Origin of the sequence: Polaribacter sp. Hel1_85, assembly GCF_000766795.1 — a bacterium.
GTDB lineage: Bacteria > Bacteroidota > Bacteroidia > Flavobacteriales > Flavobacteriaceae > Polaribacter.
Window position 1 is genome coordinate 1056433 of sequence record NZ_JPDS01000001.1, and the last position, 24086, is coordinate 1080518.

19 protein-coding genes are annotated in these 24086 nt (G+C 28.2%); 7 read left to right on the forward strand and 12 right to left on the reverse strand.

Annotation, left to right across the window (positions count from 1 at the left end; translation table 11 throughout):
- Positions 1–86 precede the first annotated feature (86 nt).
- From PHEL85_RS04570 to nusB, 8 genes are all read right to left on the reverse strand, one after another.
- Positions 87–707, reverse strand: coding sequence for an L-threonylcarbamoyladenylate synthase (locus PHEL85_RS04570; protein WP_036821643.1), 621 nt, complete (start codon positions 705–707; stop codon positions 87–89).
- A 72-nt stretch (positions 708–779) separates the two neighbouring features.
- Complete coding sequence (locus PHEL85_RS04575; RefSeq protein WP_036821646.1) at positions 780–1481, reverse strand: response regulator transcription factor; 702 nt, start codon at positions 1479–1481, stop codon at positions 780–782.
- 11 nt (positions 1482–1492) lie between these two features.
- Positions 1493–3061: a sensor histidine kinase gene (locus tag PHEL85_RS04580; RefSeq protein WP_036821649.1), complete on the reverse strand. Its 1569-nt coding sequence runs from the start codon at positions 3059–3061 to the stop codon at positions 1493–1495.
- Positions 3062–3170: 109 nt separating this feature from the next.
- Positions 3171–3761, reverse strand: a complete 591-nt coding sequence (gene coaE, locus PHEL85_RS04585) for a dephospho-CoA kinase (protein ID WP_036821656.1) — start codon at positions 3759–3761, stop codon at positions 3171–3173.
- A gap of 1 nt (position 3762) precedes the next feature.
- A complete protein-coding gene (locus tag PHEL85_RS04590; RefSeq protein WP_036821659.1) occupies positions 3763–4701 on the reverse strand; it encodes a CdaR family protein in 939 nt (312 codons plus the stop codon).
- Between the two features lie 104 nt (positions 4702–4805).
- Positions 4806–5129, reverse strand: a complete 324-nt coding sequence (yajC, locus tag PHEL85_RS04595) for a preprotein translocase subunit YajC (protein ID WP_036821660.1) — start codon at positions 5127–5129, stop codon at positions 4806–4808.
- Entirely contained in the window at positions 5129–5596 is a 468-nt protein-coding gene (locus PHEL85_RS04600; RefSeq protein WP_036821662.1) for a DUF1573 domain-containing protein, read from the reverse strand. The genes yajC and PHEL85_RS04600 overlap by 1 nt, the downstream gene beginning before the upstream one ends.
- A gap of 34 nt (positions 5597–5630) precedes the next feature.
- Positions 5631–6569, reverse strand: coding sequence for a transcription antitermination factor NusB (nusB, locus tag PHEL85_RS04605; RefSeq protein ID WP_036821664.1), 939 nt, complete (start codon positions 6567–6569; stop codon positions 5631–5633).
- 196 nt (positions 6570–6765) lie between these two features.
- Here nusB and PHEL85_RS04610 point away from each other — a divergent pair, with 196 nt between their 5' ends.
- Positions 6766–8520, forward strand: a complete 1755-nt coding sequence (locus PHEL85_RS04610; protein WP_036821666.1) for an ABC transporter ATP-binding protein — start codon at positions 6766–6768, stop codon at positions 8518–8520.
- A gap of 81 nt (positions 8521–8601) precedes the next feature.
- Entirely contained in the window at positions 8602–8973 is a 372-nt protein-coding gene (locus PHEL85_RS04615) for a PUR family DNA/RNA-binding protein (RefSeq protein ID WP_036821668.1), read from the forward strand.
- A 145-nt stretch (positions 8974–9118) separates the two neighbouring features.
- Here the strand turns inward: PHEL85_RS04615 and PHEL85_RS04620 are convergent, their stop codons facing one another.
- Both PHEL85_RS04620 and PHEL85_RS04625 read right to left on the reverse strand, forming a co-directional pair.
- Positions 9119–10168 carry a chorismate-binding protein gene (locus tag PHEL85_RS04620; protein ID WP_235318231.1) on the reverse strand — a complete coding sequence of 350 codons (1050 nt, stop codon included), beginning with the start codon at positions 10166–10168 and terminating at the stop codon, positions 9119–9121.
- Between the two features lie 13 nt (positions 10169–10181).
- Positions 10182–10598, reverse strand: a complete 417-nt coding sequence (locus PHEL85_RS04625) for a PaaI family thioesterase (protein ID WP_036823127.1) — start codon at positions 10596–10598, stop codon at positions 10182–10184.
- A gap of 71 nt (positions 10599–10669) precedes the next feature.
- On the opposite strand from PHEL85_RS04625, the gene PHEL85_RS04630 reads away from it, so the two are divergent.
- The 5 genes from PHEL85_RS04630 (at position 10670) to PHEL85_RS04650 (ending at position 20688) form a co-directional block, all read left to right on the forward strand.
- Entirely contained in the window at positions 10670–11170 is a 501-nt protein-coding gene (locus tag PHEL85_RS04630) for an IS1096 element passenger TnpR family protein (protein WP_036821670.1), read from the forward strand.
- Between the two features lie 133 nt (positions 11171–11303).
- Positions 11304–12203, forward strand: a complete 900-nt coding sequence (locus PHEL85_RS04635; RefSeq protein WP_036821673.1) for an ABC transporter ATP-binding protein — start codon at positions 11304–11306, stop codon at positions 12201–12203.
- Positions 12204–12264: 61 nt separating this feature from the next.
- Positions 12265–13110 (forward strand): ABC transporter permease, encoded by an 846-nt coding sequence (locus PHEL85_RS04640; protein ID WP_036821679.1) that lies wholly within the window; start codon positions 12265–12267, stop codon positions 13108–13110.
- 45 nt (positions 13111–13155) lie between these two features.
- Positions 13156–16041: a T9SS type B sorting domain-containing protein gene (locus PHEL85_RS04645; RefSeq protein WP_036821682.1), complete on the forward strand. Its 2886-nt coding sequence runs from the start codon at positions 13156–13158 to the stop codon at positions 16039–16041.
- Positions 16042–16050: 9 nt separating this feature from the next.
- Positions 16051–20688, forward strand: a complete 4638-nt coding sequence (locus PHEL85_RS04650; RefSeq protein ID WP_036821685.1) for a T9SS type B sorting domain-containing protein — start codon at positions 16051–16053, stop codon at positions 20686–20688.
- Positions 20689–20742: 54 nt separating this feature from the next.
- Here PHEL85_RS04650 and PHEL85_RS04655 read toward each other — a convergent pair whose 3' ends face one another.
- Positions 20743–22374 carry an isocitrate lyase gene (locus PHEL85_RS04655; protein ID WP_036821687.1) on the reverse strand — a complete coding sequence of 544 codons (1632 nt, stop codon included), beginning with the start codon at positions 22372–22374 and terminating at the stop codon, positions 20743–20745.
- Between the two features lie 84 nt (positions 22375–22458).
- A complete protein-coding gene (aceB, locus tag PHEL85_RS04660) occupies positions 22459–24054 on the reverse strand; it encodes a malate synthase A (protein ID WP_036821691.1) in 1596 nt (531 codons plus the stop codon).
- Positions 24055–24086: the final 32 nt, after the last annotated feature.

Here is a 24086-nt window from a genome sequence, read left to right on the forward strand (position 1 = left end):
ATCATTTTAATTAGTTCTATATACATTTTTTTTTGATACTTCAAAAATGTCTTGAACTAACAAATCACTAAACTTTAAAACTAATTTTACAAAATATCTAAACTTCCTTTTCCTTCTCTAATAACTTCTGGATAACCTTCTGTAAAATCGATTACTGTAGAAGCTTGATTATCTCCATAACCACCATCAATTACAATATCGACTAGTTTACCCCATTTTTCGAAAATTAATTCTGGATCTGTGGTGTATTCTAAAACTTCATCATCATCCCTTATAGATGTGGTAACCAATGGGTTTCCTAAATTTTCGACTAAAGTTCTTGCAATATTATTATCAGGAATACGAATACCTACTGTTTTTTTCTTTTTAAATACTTTTGGCAAATTATTACTTCCTGGTAAAATAAAGGTATAAGGTCCTGGTAAAGCTCTTTTAAGTATTTTAAAAGTAGAAGTATCTATTTGCTTTACATAATCAGATAAATGACTTAAATTATTGCAAATAAAAGAAAATTTTGCTTTTTCTAGCTTTACTCCTTTAATCTGAGCAATCTTTTCTAAAGCTTTATTATTAGTGATATCGCAACCTAAACCATAAACGGTATCGGTTGGGTAAATTACCAATCCTCCACTTTTTAGAACCTTAATAACTTTATCTATTGCCTTTGGGTTTGGGTTCTCATTATATATTTTAATGAATTCTGCCATATTATAAATATACAAAAACTCAACCTGATTATGAATCAAGTTGAGTTAATTTTTAAGGAAGTGAAGTTTTTATTAAGTCTTATCTACCATTCTAAAACCTTCACCATGAATATTTAAAATCTCCACATTTTCATCTGGTTTTAAATATTTACGAAGTTTTGCAATATATACATCCATACTTCTAGATGTAAAATAATTATCGTCTCTCCAAATCTTAGTTAATGCTAATTCTCTTGGCATTAAATCGTTTTTATGAATTGCTAACATACGTAATAACTTACTTTCTTTAGGAGAAAGTTTAATTGGTTCTCCATCTTCTCCTACAGATAAGTGCCTTAATTTAGAATTGAAGAAAAAGCCTCCTATTTTAAATTCAAACTGCTCTGATTCTGTAGATTTATCGATGTCTTTTCTTTGTAAAATTGCCTTAATTTTATGCAATAATACTTCAGAATCAAAAGGTTTATTTAAATAATCATCTGCACCAACAGAATATCCTCTTAAAACATCTTCTTTTAAAGTTTTTGCTGTTAAGAAAATAATTGGCACTTCTTTATTTGTTCCTCTAATATCTTGTGCTAATGAAAAACCATCTTTACGAGGCATCATTACATCTAATATACATAAGTCATAATCACTGTTTTTAAACATAATTAATCCCTCTATACCGTCTTTAGCATGTGTAACATTATAATCGTTTAATGCTAAATAATCTTTTAAAACTGTTCCAAAATTTGGATCGTCTTCAACTAATAAAATTTTCTTACTTCCCATTGTTTTACTTTTTAAATTAAAGGTAATTTTACTGTAAATATGCTACCTACTCCTTTTTCACTTTCTACAAAAACAGTACCATGATGCTTTTCTACTATTTCTTTTACATAGGCTAAACCTAGTCCATGTCCTTTTACATCGTGTATGTTTCCTTTTTGTTCTCTATAAAACTTATCAAACACATTCTTTTGAACAGCTTTACTCATTCCTATTCCTTCATCTTTTATTTTTAAAACGAAGAATTTATTTGTGGTTTCCGTAAATACTTCAATTTTTGGTGCTCCTTCAGAGTATTTTAAGGCATTTTCTAAAATATTAACAATCACATTTGTTAAATGAAATTCATTTCCAGAAATCTCAGAAGTTATCGCTTCAAAATGAGTATCTAAAGTTCCTTTTCTGTCTGCTATTAATAAACTAACATGTGTAATTGCATCTTCTATAGTGTCGTGCATATCAATAGTTTCCTTACTAATATCAATTTGGTTTTTTTCTAACCTAGAAATTCTTAAAACGTTTTCTACTTGAGTATGCATTCTCTTGTTTTCGTCTCTTATCATTTGCACATAACGTAAAACTTTGTCGTTATCATTTATAATCTTCGGGTTCTTAATAGAATCTAAAGCTAGATTAATGGTAGCAATTGGGGTTTTAAACTCATGTGTCATATTATTTATAAAATCAGTTTTTATTTCTGATATTTTCTTTTGTCTAATCAATTGATATAAAGAACTTGAAAATGCAATTATTATAATTAAAATAAAAAATAAAGACAATAATAAAATATTGGATATACCTGATAGTATATGTTCATTTTTAGCAGGAAATGTTACATACAACTCAAATTCTACATCTTCATTTGCATCAAAAAAGAGAGGATAAGAATAACTTTCTTTTTTATTAATTGTATAATAACCAGATTTTAATTTTGTTGCTAATCCATCCTTACCATAAACTCCGTATTTAAAATCTAACTCAACATTTCGTTTTATTAATTCTTGTTTAATTATGTCATTAAGTTCTCTATTACTTATTCTTTGATGTATAGGTTTTATTTTATTAAAAGCTTCTAAAGCTTTTTTATAATATGGTTTTTCAATACTTCTATATTTTTTAGTGAATGAATATCTTTCTTCATCCTTTGTGCTAAAAATGTTATCAATACCTTTAATTAATCTAGTTTGAAAAAAATCTTGTTTACCATAAACTCTTTTTAAAATTATAGAATCATTATCTAAAAAATCTGTAGGTAGTTTAAAATTTTTCTCTAAAAAAGTTCCTCCAAAAGTTATTTTTAGATTGTTAGTAGTATCTATTTGTTGAAAAAAATAGTTTCTAATTTGTGCTTCTGATGCTAAGCCTATATTTTCAATTAAACCATCAACTTCTTTTTCTAAAGCGGCATCTTCTTTTTCTTTAATTCTTTGAGATACACTCCCTAAAGATTTCTGTACATCATTCTTAAATTGTTCCTTTTTACTTTCTACTGCATTATTGATCCAATATAGCTGAACAGCAATAATACCTATTAAAGAAATGCTCATTAAAGCAACAATAAGAACAAACATTTTCTTCCCCATAAATCAAAGTTACGGCTTTCAAAATTTGAAATTATTATTTTTAACCTAAATTAACGGATATATTTAAAATTTAAGATTAATTTAACAACAACGTTGAATTTAATTAAAATCAACCCTTTTTATTTGTTAAAATATTATGAATTTTAATAACCTGAGATTGAGTGTCTTTTAGGTTTAAATTATAAATTACATAGTTAGATTGTAGTAGTTTTTTGTCTTCTAACCATTGATTTTTTATCCTGTTTTCTACAGCTGTTTTAGAACTTCCATCTCTTAACATTGTTCTTTCTAATCTAACTTTTAAAGGAGCAAAAACTGAAATAATAATATCGCATTTCAAATTGCTTTTACTTTCAAAGAGAATTGCATTTTCATAAATTATGTAATCTTTTTTTATATGTTGATTAACAAACTGTTGAAAATGTTTTTTTACTTCTGGATGTACAATTGAGTTAAGTGCTTCTAACTTACTCTTATCTTTAAAAACAAGACTCGCTATAAAAGGCCTATTTAATTGATTATTTAGAAATGATTCTTCTCCAAATTGCGCAATAATTTTAGATTTGATTATTGATGAAGTATTCATTATTTTTTTTGCTTCAATATCTGCATTATAAATAACAACATTATCAAATTTTGCAAACAAGTTAGCAACTGTTGTTTTACCACTTCCAATACCTCCTGTTAAACCAACAACCATTTTATTTTTGAATTAAAAAATCTATTTTATTAGGAATTACTTTAAAACTTTTGATAAAACTAGATTTTACAATTACCTTAGGTACTAAATAACTAAGATTGTTTTCTTTAGAAATATTATAATCACATACAACTTCAAAAAAGTTTTTATCAACTTTATTAAAATTAGACAGACCAACCACAAAAACAACTTCAACTGTTTTATTAAGTGTTGTTAACTCAACACCATCTGGTAAGTTATTCACTTTAAAAGGGATTTGGAAATTACCTTCTGTAAATTTCTCTACTTTACCACTTATAGTAGTTAATTCTGAATTAACTTTAAGACTACTTGAATTTTTAGGCAATACAATTTTTACTTTTTCAGAAAAATCAGATTTTACATCTTCTAGTTTTAATAATTCTAAATTAATTGTATTTATATTTTCTATTTGTGCTTCTGGTCCAGAAATTAAAATACTATCTGGCTTCATTTTTACAGCATCTAAAATGTCATAACCAATATGATAATTAATCTCTAAATTAGGTTTTAAGGGCACTTTTTTAGAAACTAAACTTCCTATTTCTAAGTAAATTGTATCGAGAATAATTTGTTGCAATTGTATGCCAGAGCGCAATTGCTTTTGAATATTACTAGTTTGGCTTCTTGTTAAAAAGTAGTAACTATTAGAAGATTTTCTATTTAAACTATTTGCATTTAATGCTAAACTTTTATGACCAAACCTTGAGTTTAAAATATTAAAACCAGACGATTTTACTATAATTTCTATTTCTTTTGTAGGCTCTTTCTGTAATAATTTATCTTGAGGAATATTAGTGTAATTTACAGGAAAAGTTAAAGTAGCAGTATACTCTTTAGATAGTGTTATTAGCAACCATATTAATATAGATGCTATTAAAAAACCAATAAAACTTTTCGATATTTTTTTATTTTTAATCAAGACAATAAATGATTTTTATGCAATCTACACAAAAGCAAGTAAACAAAAAAGTGAGCAGTATCTAAAAAGACAAAGCTCACTTAATATTTTAAAAAAAATAATTTTTATTTTTTAGCTGGAGCTAAATACTTTTTACTTAATTCCATTGAAATTGCAGAACGTTCAAACTTAATTTTTCCTGCTCCTGTTTCTACAGTAATTGTATTATCTGTATTATTAATCTCTGCAACCTTACCATGAATTCCACTAGAAGTTACAACTTTTGCTCCTTTTTTAATTTCTGCCTGAAAAGCTTTTTCCTTTTTTTGACGACTCATTTGTGGTCTTATCATAAAGAAATAAAACACAACAATAATTGCTAAGAAAGGTAACATACTCGCTAAAGAACCTAATCCTCCTTCTTGTAAAAATATTACTGTAAAATTCATTATTTTTTTGCTTTTGGTGTTACAGAACCTTTTAAAGTTAAAATCTCTCTACCAGATTCTGTGTTGGTAGTTAAAGTAATCGATTTTTGTTGTCTATTTGGTTTACCTGTTGTGTTAAACTTAACTTTAACCTCACCAGAATCTCCTGGTTTAATTGGCGCTTTTGGCCAAACAGGAACTGTACAACCACAAGATGCTTGTGCATTTGTAATTACTAAATCTGTTTTACCAGAATTAGTAACTTTAAAACTAGTTTCTACAATATCTCCTTCATTAACAGTACCAAAATCGTATACTTTTTTATCTAAAGTAATTAAAGCTGTTCCTTTTTTTATTTCTAAATCTCTAGTTTCAGCTTTTTCTAAATTTGCTTTATTTATTTTTGAAGTAGCATTACCTCCATCTTTACATGCTGTAAAAAACGATGCAGTAATTACGAACGCTAATAAAATTGTTGTTTTTTTCATTTTGATTTAAATTTGTGTAAAAATAATAAAAAAATTAAAGTAATCCTCTACCTATTTTTACGATTCTTTTATTTTCTATAAACTCTTTAGAAATCTTATCTAAAACTCCATTAATAAAATAGCTACTTTTTTCTGTAGAATAATCTTTAGAAATTTCTATGTATTCATTAATAGTAACCCTTGTTGGTATAGAAGGAAAATTTAAAAACTCAGAAATTGCCATTTTTATAAGAATTAAATCTATATCTGCAATTCTGTCTGTTTCCCAATTTGGTGTTTTATCTTCTATATCTTTATCGTATTCGCTATGTTTTAAAATGGTCTTCTTAAAAATTTGCGAAACAAAATCCTCATCGTCTTTGTCTTTATAAAGACTACTTAAAATAAAGGTATTATTCTCTTTTAATTTACTTAATGATCTCACAACCCAAGTATTTACAAAAGGAATATCATCTACCCAAGAAATCATTGTGTCTTCAAAAAACTCACCTAACTTTTCATTTGGAGCAATAATTTCTTTGAAAAAATCGATTACAAAAGCTTTATCAACTTTAAATGTGTCTTCTTCGGTTTCTAAATATTTTTTATATAAATCGCTTTTTTGCAATTCATCATAAATAATTTTTACATACTCATCATTTTCTTCCCAATTATTCAAGTTATTTAACTCAATAAACCCTTCTATACTAATGCTTTCTGCAAGAGTATTTATCACTTTATTGTTTAAAAATTTGTTGTTTGGATTTAATTCTTCTTTAGTAGCAAGAATTTTCTTTTTTGAAAGTGCAATTTTTTTTGCTGCCAACTTTTGTACTTCTACTAACAATTGTAAGTTTAAAACGTACAAATCGTACATTTTTAAAATACTATGTTTTAAAAATTTTTCTTCTCTAATGATATCATCATTATGAGATTGTAACATAGCGTATACAGACTGCATTACTTTAACTCGAATATGTCTTCTGTTTATCATCTTCTAAAGAACTTATATTTAAATTGCGCTGCAAAAATAGTGTTATTTTATTTTTAACCTACCAAGTTTTTAATTCTTTTTTAAGATTTAATTTTACCCTTAAACTTGTATCTTCGTGCTTTATCTTTTTTAACAAAAAAATAATTTTCAGACTCTTAATAAATTGTAATTTTATTTTTTAAAAATTAAATATTCTTTGAAAGAATTACGACATATAAATAAGTATTTTTCTAAATATAAATGGCGATTAATAATCGGTATTTTAATGACCTTTTCTGCTAAATTTTTGGCATTAAAAATTCCTCAAATAATTGGTGATTCTTTAAATGTAGTCGAAGATTATCAAAACGGAATTGTAACAAATTTAGATGAAGTAGAGCATCAATTATTAATAAATGTACTTATTATTATTGGGGTTACCATATTATCTGGTTTTTTCACTTTCTTAATGAGGCAAACCATAATTGTTACTTCAAGATTGATAGAATTTGATCTTAAAAACGAAATTTATCAACAATACCAAAGGTTATCTCTTAATTTCTACAAGAAGAATAGAACTGGTGATTTAATGAATAGAATATCTGAAGATGTTTCTAAAGTAAGAATGTATGTTGGGCCTGCAATTATGTACAGTATGAATATGATTGTATTGTTTACTGTTGGTTTTACACAAATGATGAGTATCGATGTAAAACTAACCATGTATACATTAATTCCTTTTCCTTTATTATCAATTTCAATCTTTATTTTAAGTAAAGTTATTCATAAAAGAAGTACTGTTGTTCAAGAATATTTATCAAAATTAACAACCTTTAATCAAGAATTTTTCTCAGGAATTAATGTTGTAAAATCTTACGGAATTGAAGCTTCAATTATAAAAGATTTTGATAAAATCGCAGATGAAAGCAAAGAAAAAAACATCCACCTTCAAAAAGCAAATGCATTATTTTTCCCTTTAATGATTTTATTGATTGGTATTAGTAATATCATTGTTATTTATGTTGGAGGAAAACAATATATTGATGGTGAAATTCAAATAGGTACTATCATTGAATTTATGTTATATGTTAATATTCTTACTTGGCCTGTTGCAGTTGTAGGTTGGGTAACTTCTATGATTCAGCAAGCAGAAGCTTCTCAAGCAAGAATTAATGAATTTTTACAACAAGTACCAGAAATCCAGAATACAAACACAACACATACTGAGTTAAAAGGAAATGTTACTTTTAAAGATGTTACTTTTACATATGACGACACAAATATTACTGCTTTAAAGAATGTGAATTTCTCTGTAAAAGCAGGGGAAACAATAGCTATTTTAGGAAAAACAGGTTCTGGAAAATCTACAATTATTGAACTTATATCAAGGTTGTACGACACCAAAATAGGAACAATTTTATTAGACGAAAAACCAATAAAAAAAGCTAATTTAAATGATGTTAGAAGTCAGATTGGTTTTGTTCCTCAAGATCCATTTTTATTCTCTGAAAGTATCGAAGACAATATTAAATTCGGAAAAGAAGATGCTACAGAAGAAGAAATTATAGCAGCAGCAAAAAATGCAGATGTTCATAAAAACATTATCGATTTTCCTAATGGTTATAAAACCATTTTAGGTGAACGAGGAGTTACACTTTCTGGCGGACAAAAACAACGTGTTTCTATTGCTAGAGCAATCATTAAAAAACCTAAAATTTTAATTTTTGACGATTGTTTATCTGCTGTAGACACAGAAACTGAAGAAAAAATCTTATCAAATTTAGAGCGAATTTCTAAAAACATTACCACTTTTATTATAAGCCATAGAATTTCATCTGCTAAAAATGCTGATAAAATTATTGTTTTAGATGAAGGCAAAATAACACAACAAGGAACTCATAATCAACTAATAACGCAAGAAGGTTATTACAAAGACTTGTATGAACAACAACTTTTAGAAAAAGAAATTTAATCTTTAACATGGCTACATTAAATATTTTGTTAGATTTGTTATGTATAACAAACATTTTATAACTACTATTTTAAAAGAATTATGGCAGAGAGAGCAGAAAGAGTTGAACAGGAAGAAATTTTTTCACAAGTATTAAGAGCTGGAAGAAGAACTTACTTTTTTGATGTTAGAGCAACAAAAGCAGATGATTATTACTTAACAGTTACAGAAAGTAAAAAGTTTACACATGATGATGGAAGCTTTCATTATCAAAAACATAAAATATATTTATACAAAGAAGATTTTACAGATTTTCAAGAAATGTTAGGTAAAGCAACGGATTACATTTTAAACGAAAAAGGTAGCGAAGTAATTAGTGAGCGTCATCAAAAAGATTTTAAAAAGGAAGAAGAAACTAAAGATAAAGTTAAATCTGCAGAGAGTTTTACAGACGTTTCTTTTGACGATATATAAAGGTCATAGACCTTTTTTGTATTAGCTTGTTTCTGAAAAAATCATTTCATCAAACCTCTACTAGTACAGAAAACAATTTTTAATTCAAATTAATTTTACTCTAAAAACCATAAGTTTTATACTTGTGGTTTTTTCATTTATATATTTAAAGTACTTTTTTCATTGTTTTACTCTTTGCAATGGTTTCCTCCCACTCTTTTTTTGCATTGCTATCTTTTGTAATTCCACCTCCAATATAAATTGAAGCTATTTTTTCTTCAATATTCATACATCTTAAATTTACAAAAAGCGAAGAGTTTTTATTTTCAAGATTTAATTCACCTAAAAAACCGGTATAAAAAGTTCTTTTATAATTTTCATTTTGGTTGATAAAATCTTTTGCTTTTTCCCTTGGCAAACCACAAACTGCAGGCGTTGGATGCAAACCTCTAATTAACTCTTTTAGACTTGATTTTTTATTTAACTCCCCTTCTACTCTGGTTCTAAGGTGTAATAAGTTTCCTGCTTTTACCGTTTCAGTTTTATCAATTTTAAGATTAGAAGAAATTTTTTCTAATTGATTTTCAATAAAATTGGTAACCAATTGTTGTTCTTCTAACTCTTTAGTTTTCCAAATAACTTCATCAGAATTAACATATACCTGAGTTCCTGCTAAAGACATTGTTTTAAAATTATGGTCAGAAATATTTAAAAGAGTTTCTGGTGTTGCGCCAAACCACAAACCAACTTTTGGGTGAAACCAAACATATACAAAAGCATTTGTATAGTTTTTTAATAATTTTTTAAAAGTAAGAAGCAAATCAAAATTAGAGATTTGAACGTCTTCTTTTCTAGAAACAACAACTTTTTTAAGTTCATTATTATTTATTTCATCTAGGGCTTTTTCTACTAAATGAATGTGTTTTTCTTTATCAGAATTTGCATCAACTGTAAAATCATCATTCAAAGAAAAGTCTTCATTTAAATCTAAATTCTCCTCGATGATTTCAGCTTTCTCTTTCAAAAACAAAATAGCTTTTTCATCACTATTAAAAGGCGCAAAAACAAATCCGGTTTCTTTAAATTGAGATGTATAATAAATTTCATCATCATTCATAAAAAACCCAGAAACTACTGATGAATTTGGTTTTCTATAAACTACAAAAGGCTTATTACCTTTGTAAAATTCTTCAATTTTTTTAAAAATGATATTCAATGTAAAGTATAAATTATTTTTTAGTTAAAACAATATTTGTCATTTTAGCAACAGAAATTAAATTATCGTTTTCATCTACAATAGTAACCTCCCATAAATGGGTCGTTTTTCCTTTATGAATATTCCTTGCAGTAGCAAAAACCACACCTTCTCTTTTACTTTTTATATGATTTATAGATAATTGAATTCCGTTTATAAATTGATTTTTATGATCTATAAAAAAGTTAGAAGCTGCACTTCCTACACTTTCTGCCAATGCTGCAGTTGCACCTCCATGCAATTGCCCATAAGGTTGATGAACATTAGAATTTACTGGCATTTTTGCAGTTAAAAAATCATCACCAAGAGCAACATATTCAATATCAAGCGTTTCCATTAAGGTATTTTTAGAACGCTCATTAAACGCTTTTAAAATAGCAGCTGTATCCATATCATTCATATTATATTGTAAAAGTACATATAAAAATTTGTATTTTTGCAGCAGAAAAGTTAAACCACTTTATGTACAAAATACGCGTAATTTTAGACACAAAAGAAGATGTAATCAGAACTATTTTAGTAGATGATACTTTAAATTTAGAAGATTTACATGCAACAATTGCTAAATCCTTTGGTTTTGGAGGTCAAGAAATGGCTTCTTTTTATAGAACTGATGATGAATGGAATCAAGGTGAAGAAATTCCGTTATTTAACATGGAAGAAGTTGGCGAAGGTGTTTCTATGCAAACTTGCATTTTAAATGAATCTTTACCAGAAGAAAACAATAAGTTAATTTACGTTTACGATTTCTTAAATATGTGGACGTTTTATCTAGAAGTAATTGAAATTTCTAAAGAAGCAAAAGGAGATTTACCACAAATTATTTTAACTGTTGGTGAAATACCAAGTGAAGCCCCAGAAAAAGAATTTGTTGCAGAAAAATTAGATGATGGTTTTGGTGATGAAGGAGATATAGATGACGAATATGGTCATTTTGATGATTTTGATTATAACGAATATTAGAAAACCTTTTACTGATTAATTGTTTATCGTTTTCTACAATTAAACAATTACACTTTTCAACAATTAAACATTTAAGTAGTAACAAATTTGTAAATTAGTCGTCTTACTATCATAATCGACTAAAACTATTTCTTTGGAAACTATCTTATCACTCAAAAATCTCGATAAAAAATACGGACAAGTTCATGCAGTAAACAACCTTTCTTTTGATATACAAAAAGGAAATGTTTACGGAATTTTAGGTCCAAATGGAAGTGGAAAATCTACCACTTTAGGTATTATTTTAAATGTTGTTAATAGAACTTCAGGTCAATTTTCTTGGTTTAATGGAAAATTATCTACTCATGAAGCCTTAAAAAAAGTAGGTGCAATTATAGAGCGACCAAATTTTTATCCTTACATGACTGCAACTCAAAATTTAGCTTTGATTTGTAAAATAAAAGGAATATCCACAGAAAAAATTAACGAGAAACTAACAACAGTAAATCTTTTTGAGAGAAGAGATAGTAAATTTAGAACGTTTTCTTTAGGAATGAAACAACGTTTAGCAATTGCTTCTGCCCTATTAAACGACCCTGAAATTTTAATTTTAGATGAACCTACAAATGGTTTAGATCCTCAAGGGATTCATGAAATTCGTCAAATTATACAAAGTATTGCTGCAAATGGAACTACAATTTTATTAGCATCTCACCTTTTAGATGAAGTAGAAAAAGTATGTTCACATGTTGTTGTTATAAGAAAAGGAGTAAAATTATATAGTGGTCGTGTAGATGAAATGACAGCTTCTAATGGTTTATTTGAACTAAAAGTTGCGTCTAATGAAGATAAATTATTATCCGTTTTAGAAGAACATCCTGCAATTGGTAAAGTACATAAAGATCACGAAACGATTATTGCTACTTTAAACAGTGCTATTTCTGCAACAGAAATCAATGAATTTCTGTTCAATAAAGGAATTATTTTATCTCACTTAGTAAAACGTAAACCTAGTTTAGAACAACAATTCTTAGATTTAACAAACAACAACTAATCATTAGAGTGTCAATTCGAGCGCAGTCGAGAATAAATTCAAATTAAAAACTTACAACGTCATGTTAAGACTACTTACTATAGAATTTCATAAATTAAAACACAATACAGCCAGTAAAGTATTATCTCTTATTTACTTTGGATTACTGACTTCTATTGCATTAATAGCTGCAATAAAATTTGATATTGGGCCTATAAAATTTCATTTAGCTGAAATGGGAATTTTCAATTTCCCATATATATGGCACTTTAATACATATATGGCTGCCATTCTAAAATTCTTTTTATTATTGGTTATTGTTTCCATGATGGCAAATGAATACAGTTACAAAACTTTAAAGCAAAATTTAATTGACGGTTTAAGTAAAAAAGAATTTATACTATCAAAATTTTATACTGTAATTGCTTTTGCTTTCATTTCTACTTTATTTGTTTTTGTAGTTTCTTTAATTTTAGGACTTGTTTATTCAGATTATAATGAGTTTACTATTATTGTTTCTGATTTAAAATATTTAGTTGCTTTCTTCATTAAATTAGTTGGTTTCTTTTCCATGGGATTATTCTTTGGAATTTTAGTTAAACGCTCTGCTTTTGCTGTTGGTGCTATGGTTGTTTGGTTTATAGCCGAAAGTATGTTTAAAGGATACCTTTTTTGGACCTTTAAATCTGCTACGAATACAACAGAATCTGTAGATTCTATTATGCAATTTCTGCCTTTTGAAGCAATGGCAAACTTAATAAAAGAACCTTTTTCTAGATTAGGTGCCGTTAGATCTGTAGCAAATCAGATTGGTGAAAACTTCACTAAAAGTTATGATGTAGATTTTTCTTCAATACTTATTGTTACAGTTTGGACTTTTATCTTTATTTATTTGTCTTACGCACTGTTAAAAAAGAGAGATTTATAATACTTTTTAAATATATTTGGTGTTATAGAATAGAAATAACACCAAATGAAGAAATTAACATCTTTTTTAATCTTATTTATTACTTTTTTTACTTTAAATACATTCTCTCAAAAAGAAGCTAATTTTTGGTATTTTGGTTTTAACGCAGGTTTAGATTTCACCGACTGCAACCCTATCGCATTAAATGATGGTCAGTTAAATACTTATGAAGGGTGTTCTACTATTTCTAACTCAAGTGGTGATTTATTATTTTATTCTGATGGAACTACTGTTTGGGACAAAAATCATGCTATTATGCCTGGAGGAACAGATTTAAATGGAGATTCATCAAGTGCACAATCTGCTTTATTTGTACCAAATCCTGAAAACTCAAATATTTATTATTTATTTGTTGTAAGTAACTTTGAAAACCCTGGCTTTTACTATTATACAATAGACCTCTCTCAAAATGGAGGTTTTGGAAGTGTTGTTAATGGACCTGTAGATTTAAATAATGGTGAACGATTTAATTGGACTGAAAGAGTCACAGCAATACAATCTGACAAGAGCAATGAGTTTTGGATAATTTCTGCAAGTAAGACTAAAATATATGCTTACAAGATAACTAAAAGTGGAGTAGAAACAACCCCTATAATATCTTCTCTTATTGGTTTTACAGAGTATAGAGGAAGTTTAAAAGTATCTCCTGATGGCTCTAAACTTGTTCTTACTTGTCAAGAAACTGATTGCTTACTTTTTGATTTTGATACTTCAACTGGTTTTGCTTCTAATAGACAATTATTAAACATTAATATAGGTAGTTATGGTGCAGAATTTTCTCAAACAGGTAATCGTTTGTATGTTTCTACTGGTTTTCATAATCAAAGTGCTAATTCAATTAGAACAGATTCCTATATTTATCAATATGATTTAACAAAAAATACAATTACAGACATTAACAGTTCAAGATCTACAATAAACATATGGAATGGTTATAGAGGAGCTTTACAACTAGGTCCAGATGCTAGAATTTACTATGCAAAAAGTGGAGAAAATTCTTTAGGTGTAATTAATAACCCTGAAGAACTAGGAAGTAGTGTAAATTACGTTCATAATGGAATATCATTAGGACCTAGAGTTTCTTCTGAAGGTTTACCTCCATTTATTCAATCTTTTTTTAAAGCAGCTTTAACAGATATTGATACAGGTATAAAAATTTCTGGCGAATTATTAGTATGTTTAGGAGAAACTAAAAATTTAGGGATAAATAATATCTTAGATTTTGATGATACAGCTGATACTTCAAAAACAATAACATATACTTGGTATAAAGATGATGTACTTTTAACAGGTGAAAACAATAGTATTATTACACTCGGAACAACTTCAACAAATACAGATGGTATTTACACATTAAAGACTACTTATTTTAATAATTGTGGTAGAGAAAGATTTTTAGAAGCAGTTGCTGATGTTAAGTTTGCTCCTAAACCAAACATAAACACAATTGACATTTATGAACAATGTGATTTTGATTCAAATCCAAATGATTTTATTACAAACTTTAACTTAACTACAAAAGAAGAAGAATTATATACAGAAACTGATGATGTAACTATTGAGTTTTTCGAAATTACTGACACTACTTTTTCTTCACCAGTTACTAAAGAAAACTACATAAATACAACTGCTACAACTATTGCAAACGGAAACCATTTATTAATTGTAAAAATAACCAACAATGACTCCAATTGTTATCAAACAAAAGAAATTGAATTAAAAGTAAACCCTTCAGGAATATCTTCTTACGAAGACATTTATGCGAGTGAACTAGATAGTAATGCTAATATATCAAATAGTTATAGTAGTTTAGGTTCTGGAAATTCATTTTATGATTTTGATGCTAAAACCGATGATATCATTTCTAAATCTAGTGGAGCCTTAACATTAACCACACATAATTTCAATTACTATAAAACAAAAGAAGATGCTGGTTTACAAAACAACGAAATTATTGCTCCTTTTGAAGACCATCTATTTAATGATGGAGATGATATTTTTGTAAGAATATCTTTAGTAGATACAAACTCATGTGAAAGTATAGGACAATTTAAAATAAACATATTAGAACTTCCTATTCCACAAGGCAATACAAATGAAGAAATTTTATGTATAAATAATCCGATAGACAATCCACAATTAAAATCATTAAATTTAGATGCTTCTACAAGTAACACAACAGATACTTATAAATGGTATTTAGATGACCAATTAATCTCCGGAGAAACAAATGCTACAATAGACGCTAACAAAACCGGAACATATAAAGTTGAAGCATATAGAGAATATGAAAATGACCCAGCAATAACTACTGACAATATTATTAATTTCGGGTATAATTCATTCACTGTAAAGGAATCTAATATCTCAGTAATTGAATCTATAGAATTTGTAGATGATCAAGATAGTTTAGACGAAAATACATTAACAGTTAATGTTTCTGGTATTGGTAATTATGAATTTGCACTAAATTCTGATATTATTACAGAATTTAAAAAAGGAGATGATAATTTAAGCTACACATTTACAAATGTACCTGCTGGATTAAATAAAGTTTATATTAGAGATATTAACGAATGTGGTGTTATAAACTCTAATGAAGTATCATTAATCTATTTTCAAAGACACTTTACACCTAATGGAGATGGAAATCTTGATACTTGGAATGTTTTAGGAACGAACAATGCATTCTATCAAGAAATTAATTTAAAAATATTTAATAGATATGGTAAATTATTAAAAATAATAGATCAAAAAACGCAAAATGGTTGGAACGGTATTTCTGATGGAAAATTATTACCATCTAACGATTATTGGTACAATGCTGTTTTAATTGATATCAATGGAGATATTAGAACTAAAAATGGGCATTTTTCATTAATAAGAAAATAAATATGTAATATGAAAAAACAATTAAAATTCTTACTGAATTTAACTATTCTATTTTTTAACATAATTACGTATAGTCAAAAAGAGGCTAACTTTTGGTATTTTGGTAGAAATGCTGCGCTAGATTTTAATTCTGGTGTTCCCCTCCCTGTTACAGGGAGTCAATTAAACACTACAGAAGGTTGTTCCTCATTTTCAGATTCTGATGGTAACTTATTATTTTATGTTGGAGCACCTGACAGCAATTCTAGGTCGCTAACTGTCTGGGATAAAAACAACAATCCAATGCCAAACGGTGTGGGATTACAAGGAGATTCTTCTAGTGCCCAATCTGCACTAACTGTACCTGCTCCAGGTAGACCAAACGTTTATTATTTATTTACGGTAGGAACATTAGCAACAGGTGTAGGTGGAGGAACTGCTGGTTTTTTCCTCTATGAAATAGACATGAACTTAAATGGTGGTTTAGGAGATATAAATACTACAATTGGAGATTCTACTGGAGCTATAAACATTTCAGATGGTAAAGATAATAATTGGACCGAAAAAGTAACTGCTGTACGAGCTGAAGAGTGTGATGCCTATTGGGTAATTTCCTTATCTGAAGAAACAAGTTCTAACGGTAGTAATGAATTTTATGCTTATAAAGTTAACGCTGCAGGTGTAGACACTGCCAACCCTGTAATAAGTCAAATAAATACATTTAGAACTGATGATGTAAGAGGATATTTAAAAGTCTCTCCTGATGGAACAAAATTAGTAGCTGCTAATATGAGCAACGGAACTTTTCTTTTTGATTTTGATGACAATACAGGAATCGTTACTAATTATAATAATTCAAGTTCTTTAAATCAATTAAATTTAAATGGAAATGGATATGGTGTAGAATTTTCTACTTCAAGTAAAAGATTATATATTTCTACAGGAAACTCAAGCGCAACACAAGAAAATTTATTCCAATTTAATTTAAACCTCCCTACTATTGCAGAAATTAATAACTCAAGGTTTAATGTACATAGTTATTTTAATAGTAGAGGAGCATTACAATTAGGACCTAATGGTAAAATTTATTGGTCTAGTAATAACTCTAATAATATTAGTGTAATTAACAACCCTAACGAATTAGAAGCTGCCGTTAATTACTCGCATCAATCAGTAAATCTTGGAACAGGTGTTACTGCAAGTCAGGGTTTACCTCCTTTTATTTCTTCTTTATTATTGCCTATTGAAATTTCAGATTCAGATAATAATCAAGTAATTAATAACCAAGACTTAAAGTTTTGTATTGGCGATAACAAGACTTTAATATCAGAAACAGTTACTGGAAGTAATATAACATATGAATGGTTTTTTAATGATGGAACAACACCTATAGCAACTACACCAAACTTAACACTTAATAACTTATCAAAAGTTGATAGTGGAAAATATTCACTTACAATAAATTTAACTGATGATTGTGGTAATGTAACTCAATATAATGGAACTTTTAATATAGAAATTTTTGAAGCTGCAAGAGCAAAAGGCACACCAGATCCAATTAATTTTTGTGACACAGATGCATCTTCACCAAATATTTTTGATTTAGCAACACTAAAAAATACTGAAATTTTAGACGGATTAGATCCAACAATTTTTGATGTTTTATATTTTGATACATTAGATAAAGCAAACGATAATACTGTTGGTACAGATTTACCAAATAACTATGAAGTTAATACTGTCAGCTCTCAAATTATTTATGCACGTGTTCATAACAGTAATGCACCTAATGCTTGTTTTGCTATTACAAGCTTCGAACTAGAAATAACGAGTGAACCAGAACCTATTCAACCAACAGCTTATAGACTTTGTGATGATATTGCAAGTGGCTCAGATATAGATGGAATTACAAACAACTTTGATTTAAGTTCTAAAGACCTAGAAATTTTAGGAACTTCATTAAGCCCTACACAATATACTGTTTCTTATCATACATCTCTTGTAGATGCCCAAACAAGTAGCTCAACAAATCCTATTGATAAAAATGCAGATTATCAAGTTACAAATTCACAAAGAATATTTGTACGTGTAGAAAATATTGATAATACCAATTGTAATGCTGTTTCTAATGATACTACTGGAAGCTCATTTATGTCATTTGAATTAATTGTAGACCCTTTGCCAGTTATAAAAACTCCAAATCCCGCACAAATTAGACAATGTGTTAATACAGCAGATGGAAGATCTACTATCAACTTAACAATTGCAAACATCAATATTTCAGATAATATTAATGGTAGTTTTGAATATTATGAAGACCAAACTACAACTCAACAAATATTAAATTTCACTTCATACCCTGTAGATGCAAATAACAACCCACCTAAGTCAATTTGGGTAAAAACTATTTCTGAATTTGGATGTTCTAGAGTTTCTGAATTAGAATTAATTATTGGTACAGCTGCTGATGAAACTTATAACGAAACATTTACAGAATGTGATGATTTCTTAGATATTGATGGTAATAATACAGCTACTAATTCTGATACAGATGGAATTACCTGGTTTAATTTAGACAAAAACGCGATTATAGCAAATATAAATACAAATACAAATATTGATGTTTTCTTTTATGAAACTACTCAAGATAGAGATGATTCTATAAACGAAATAAATATTTCTAATTACAGAAATAAAAACCTTCCTAATATTAATGGAAACCCTTTTCCTATCTACTATAAATTAGTAAATAAAATAAATAACGATTGTACAGGTATTGGTGAAATTAACTTACAAGTAAAATCAATTCCTTTAGCAAATATACCAGCAGATATTAATTTGTGTGATGATGATTTATCAGGAAGTACTACAGATGGAGAAAACGCAAATATAAATCTTAGAGATCATGTTGATGACATCTTAGGAACAACTCAAACTGAAGTAGATTATATCGTTTCTTTTCACACAACAGCAAATGGAGCAAATACAAATACTGATGTTATTACTAATGACACCAGTTTTACAAATACGGCTCAAAATGGTTTTACTTTAGGTGATATTAGTGAGCAAACTATTTTTGTGCGTGTACAAGATAGAAATGGAATTCAGCAATGTTTTAACGACCACGTTTCTTTTAAAATAATTGTGAATCCTGTTCCTACTATTTCCTCAACTGTAGTTGATTTTGCAGTTTGTGATGTCCCTACTTCTTCTGATAGCGATACTAGAAATCGAATTGCTCAAAATATCGATTTAACTTCTAAAGACATCGAAATTTTAGATGGTAAAACAAATCATAGAGTTGCTTATTATGCAACGCAACAAGATGCTGAAAATGGTAACGAAATTACAAATCCTACTGATTTTCAAAACATAACGAGTCAAACTGTATTTCCTACAAATTTTAATACAGATGATCCAGGAATTGAAACTATCTTTTTTAAAGTTATAGATTTAGGTGGTAATATGTGTGAATCTGTTTTTGCAACTTTTCAGTTATTGATTTATCCAGAACCTAATATTCCAATCAATATTTCTAATTATTCTGATTGTGATAATATTTCAGATAGTTTTGCTGATGATGATAATGGTATAAATGGAGATATTTCTCTTAAAAATAAAATACCAGAAATTCTTATCAATTATCAGCCCGCTGAATTTGCTGATTTCTCGGTAACTTTTTACACTTCTTTAGCTGATGCAGAATCAGGAAACAGTTCTTTAGCAATTGATGAAAATATATTTGAAAACAACAACAACAATCAAACAATTTTTGTACGTGTAGAAAACACAAAAAACACGCCAATTATTTGTGTAAATACCCAACTCTCTTTTAATATTAATATTATTTCTTTACCCGAATTTACAGTTACTGGAGAAGACCCTAATAATCCTCAAATTCTGTGTTTAAACTACACAACTCCACATATTCTTGAAGTAGAAAATCCTGCAGCTGGTTATGATTATGAATGGGAAGATAAAAACGGAACTGTATTAGGAACCAATTCCACTTTAACCATTAGTGAAGGTGGAGAGTACACTGTAAAAGCAACAGATATTACAACTACATGTAACAAAAGTAGAACTATTTATGTTGAAGAATCTGAAAAAGCAACCTTGCTACAAGAAGCTGTCATAATTATTGACGAATCTAACAATATTGGGAGTAATGATAATATATCTATTTTTATAGATACTGTTAAAAATCCATTAGGCAAAGGAGATTATCAATTTGCTGTTAGAAATGATGATAATGGAGATATGTTTCCTGCAATTGGGTTTCAAGATGAACCACTTTTTGAAAATCTTGAAGGTGGAATTTACACTATTATTGTAAATGATAAAAATGGTTGTACTCCAGATGAAGAATTGCAAATTTCAGTAATTCAATTTCCTAAATTCTTTACACCAAATGGAGATGGAAAAAATGATACTTGGGTAATTAAAGGTGCAAACAAAACATTTTATCCTAATAGCAGCATTAATATCTTTAACAGATATGGAAAACTTGTTGCACAATTACCAATTGATAGTCAAGGTTGGGACGGAAACTATAATGGTAAAATATTACCTTCTGATGATTATTGGTTTAATGTTCAGCTAATTCCTGCTGATATTACAAAACCAACTATTAATAAAAAAGGACATTTTTCTCTATTAAGGAAATAATAAAAGCCTTTTTGAGTTTTTCAAAAAGGCTTTTAAAATAAATTCTAGAAATTACTATGCTACTTTAGCAACTGTAGTGTTCTCTTTTTTAGATACTTTAGGTGCTTCAAACTGATTTGAAGTGTTTTTAGCACCTCCAGCTTTTAAAGCTTTATCACCTGCAAAAAATGTTTTGTGATCATCACCAAGATTTGAACCAGCCATTCTTTGATGTTTAACACATGAAACACTTTTTCGAATCTCTTGTCTTTGAACTCCTTTTACATAAGCTAACATACCTTCATCACCAAAATACCCTTCTGTTAAATCATTCATATGCAATGCTGTTGTATGATATGTTGGTAAAGTAATTAAATGATGAAAAATTCCTGCTTCCCTTGCTCCATCTATTTGAAAAGTCTTAATTTTTTCATCTGCACGATAGCATAATTCAGACAAATCATATTCTTCATCCATTAAATTATTTCTATCATATTCAGACATATTCTCTCCTTCTAAAAGCATTTCATCATAAACTTGATTACGGAAATTTAATGTCCAATTAAAAGATGGAGAATTATTATAAACCAGTTTAGCATTAGGTTCAACTTCTCTAATTCTATTTACCATATGTGCAATTTGCTTAACATTTGGTGTTGGTGTTTCAATCCATAATAAATCTGCTCCATTTTGAAGACTTGTAACACAATCTAAAACAACCCTGTCAATATTTGAGCCATCTTTAAATTTATACAATCCATTTGGTAATCTAATTGGACGAACTAATTTACCATCTCTTTTTAATAAAACATCATCTTCTTTAGCTTCTTTAATATCTATTTCTTCCCCATCTATAAAAGCTAAATATTTTGAAGCTAAATCCCCTGGCTCTTGACTTACAGGTAACTTTTGAGTTAAACCAGCTCCTTCAGAATCCGTTCTTGCAACAATAATTCCATCTTCAACACCTAATTCTAAAAATGCATATCTAATTGCGTTTAACTTTGCTATAAAATCTTCATGAGGCACAGTTACTTTTCCATCTTGATGACCACATTGTTTTGCATCTGAAACTTGGTTTTCAATTTGAATTGCACAAGCTCCAGCTTCAATCATCTTTTTAGTTAATAAATAAGTAGCTTCTTCGTTACCAAAACCTGCATCAATATCAGCAATAATAGGCACTATATGTGTTTCAAAATTATCTATTTGATTCTGCACATCTTCTCCATTTTCTAATCTTCTGAACAAATCATTTAATTCTATAGCATCTGCTTGACGCAAGAAATCATAAATTTCTTTTATTAATGATGGTACAGCTGTTTTTTCATGCATAGATTGATCTGGTAATGGCCCAAATTCAGATCTTAATGCTGCAACCATCCAACCAGATAAATACAAATAGCTTTTACTAGTAGTTTTATGATGTTTTTTTACTGCAATCATTTTTTGTTGTGCTACAAAACCATGCCAACAACCTAAAGATTGTGTATAATTAGATGAATCTGCATCATAATCTGCCATATCTTTTCTCATAATCGCTGCAGTGTATTTTGCGATTTCTAAACCTGTTTTAAAACGATTTTGAGTTACCATTCTTGCTGCACTTTCAGAATTTATAGCATTCCAAGAATTGCCATATTTTGCTTTAAGATTTCTTACAGTTTCTAATGCCGAACTATAATTGCTTTGTGCTAAATTTTTCATAATTTTGATTTTAATTATTAAGGTTATTCCAAATTTTGATAATTACGTCTCGCAATCTATTCCAGTAGTTGCGAGACACTTTTTTTATATGTAATTGTAAGCTGAAAGAGTTAAAAACTCTTTATATTCTTTTGATAAAACTAATTCATCAAATAACTCAATTGCCAGTTTAAATTTTCCATTAGTAAAATTACTTTTTCCAACTAAGTTTTTAATTTTCTCTAACTCCTCTCTTTTTAATAACTGATACATTGCAACATTAAAATTTCTACCATCTTCAATTTGCACATTTTTATGCAACCAAAGCCAAACTTGCGTTCTAGAAATTTCTGCAGTAGCAGCATCTTCCATTAAGTTATATATTGCAGCAGCTCCATTTCCACGTAACCAACTTTCTATATACAAAATACCAACATTTATATTTTTTCTAATTCCAGCTTCTGTAATTGTTCCTTTTGGCATTTCTACTAAATCTGATTCAGAAACTTTTACATCATCTCTAGAAATATGAATTTGATTTTTAGTTTTCATGTTTTCGTTAAAAACACTCATTGCTACAGACACTAATCCTGGATGCGCAACCCAAGTTCCATCATGTCCATTCTTAACTTCTTGCTCTTTATCTGCTAATACTTTTGCAAATGCTAAATCATTAGCCATTTCATCATTTTTAATCGGAATTTGAGCTGCCATACCTCCCATTGCATGAACTTTCCTTTTATGACATTTTTGAATAACAAGTAAAGAATATGCTTTCATAAATGGTGAACTCATAGTTACTTGATCTCTATTTGGCACCATAAAACCAGTGTGGTTTCTAAATTTTTTGATGTAAGAAAAAATATAATCCCAACGCCCACAATTTAAACCAGCCATGTGATTTTTTAACTCATAAATAATTTCATCTAATTGAAAACTAGCTGTAATTGTTTCTACTAAAACAGTAGCTTTTATTGTTTTTTGTGGAATTGATAAATAGTTTTGAGCAAATACAAAAATATCATTCCAAAAACGCGCTTCTAAATAATGTTCTAATTTTGGTAAATAAAAATAAGTTGCAGAATTTTTAGCTTGTAACGTTTTAATATTATGAAAAAAGTACAATCCAAAATCTACTAAAGATCCAGACATTTCAACTCCATCAACTACAAAATGCTTTTCATTTAAATGCAAACCTCTAGGTCTCACAATTAAAGTTGCAGTCTTTTCATTTAATTGATATGTTTTATCTTTTTGCTCATTATAATAAGAAATTGTTTTATTATTAGCGTCACGCAAATTTATTTGACCTTGTAAATTATTACTGATACATGGAGAATTACTATCCTCAAAATCTGCCATAAAAGTTTTAGCACCAGAATTTAAAGCATTTATAACCATTTTTCTATCAACAGGCCCCGTAATTTCTACTCTTCTGTCTAATAAATCATCAGGTAATTCAGCACAGACCCAATCTGATTCTCTAATACTTTTTGTTTCTTTAGGAAAAGAAGGAAAATTTCCTGCATCAAAATATGCTTGCTCAACCTCTCTTTCTTCTAATAATTTTAATCTTCTTTGATTAAATTTATCATGTAATTCTAATAAAAACAATTGCGCTTCATTCGTTAAAATCTCTTGATAATCTTCAATTTTAAATCCCTTAAAATCAATTTGTTTTGTAATAATTTGTTGTTGCATAATTATCGTATTTTAATTTCTACTCTGCAATG

What these genes read in the sequence shown, in the direction of transcription:
- PHEL85_RS04570 (WP_036821643.1), bottom strand. Translation starts at nt 707, where the DNA reads ATGGCAGAATTCATTAAAATATATAATGAGAACCCAAACCCAAAGGCA.
- PHEL85_RS04575 (WP_036821646.1), bottom strand. Translation starts at nt 1,481, where the DNA reads ATGGGAAGTAAGAAAATTTTATTAGTTGAAGACGATCCAAATTTTGGA.
- PHEL85_RS04580 (WP_036821649.1), bottom strand. Translation starts at nt 3,061, where the DNA reads ATGGGGAAGAAAATGTTTGTTCTTATTGTTGCTTTAATGAGCATTTCT.
- coaE (WP_036821656.1), bottom strand. Translation starts at nt 3,761, where the DNA reads ATGGTTGTTGGTTTAACAGGAGGTATTGGAAGTGGTAAAACAACAGTT.
- yajC (WP_036821660.1), bottom strand. Translation starts at nt 5,129, where the DNA reads ATGAATTTTACAGTAATATTTTTACAAGAAGGAGGATTAGGTTCTTTA.
- PHEL85_RS04600 (WP_036821662.1), bottom strand. Translation starts at nt 5,596, where the DNA reads ATGAAAAAAACAACAATTTTATTAGCGTTCGTAATTACTGCATCGTTT.
- nusB (WP_036821664.1), bottom strand. Translation starts at nt 6,569, where the DNA reads ATGATAAACAGAAGACATATTCGAGTTAAAGTAATGCAGTCTGTATAC.
- PHEL85_RS04615 (WP_036821668.1), top strand. Translation starts at nt 8,602, where the DNA reads ATGGCAGAGAGAGCAGAAAGAGTTGAACAGGAAGAAATTTTTTCACAA.
- PHEL85_RS04625 (WP_036823127.1), bottom strand. Translation starts at nt 10,598, where the DNA reads ATGGATACAGCTGCTATTTTAAAAGCGTTTAATGAGCGTTCTAAAAAT.
- PHEL85_RS04630 (WP_036821670.1), top strand. Translation starts at nt 10,670, where the DNA reads ATGTACAAAATACGCGTAATTTTAGACACAAAAGAAGATGTAATCAGA.
- PHEL85_RS04640 (WP_036821679.1), top strand. Translation starts at nt 12,265, where the DNA reads ATGTTAAGACTACTTACTATAGAATTTCATAAATTAAAACACAATACA.
- PHEL85_RS04645 (WP_036821682.1), top strand. Translation starts at nt 13,156, where the DNA reads ATGAAGAAATTAACATCTTTTTTAATCTTATTTATTACTTTTTTTACT.
- PHEL85_RS04650 (WP_036821685.1), top strand. Translation starts at nt 16,051, where the DNA reads ATGAAAAAACAATTAAAATTCTTACTGAATTTAACTATTCTATTTTTT.
- PHEL85_RS04655 (WP_036821687.1), bottom strand. Translation starts at nt 22,374, where the DNA reads ATGAAAAATTTAGCACAAAGCAATTATAGTTCGGCATTAGAAACTGTA.
- aceB (WP_036821691.1), bottom strand. Translation starts at nt 24,054, where the DNA reads ATGCAACAACAAATTATTACAAAACAAATTGATTTTAAGGGATTTAAA.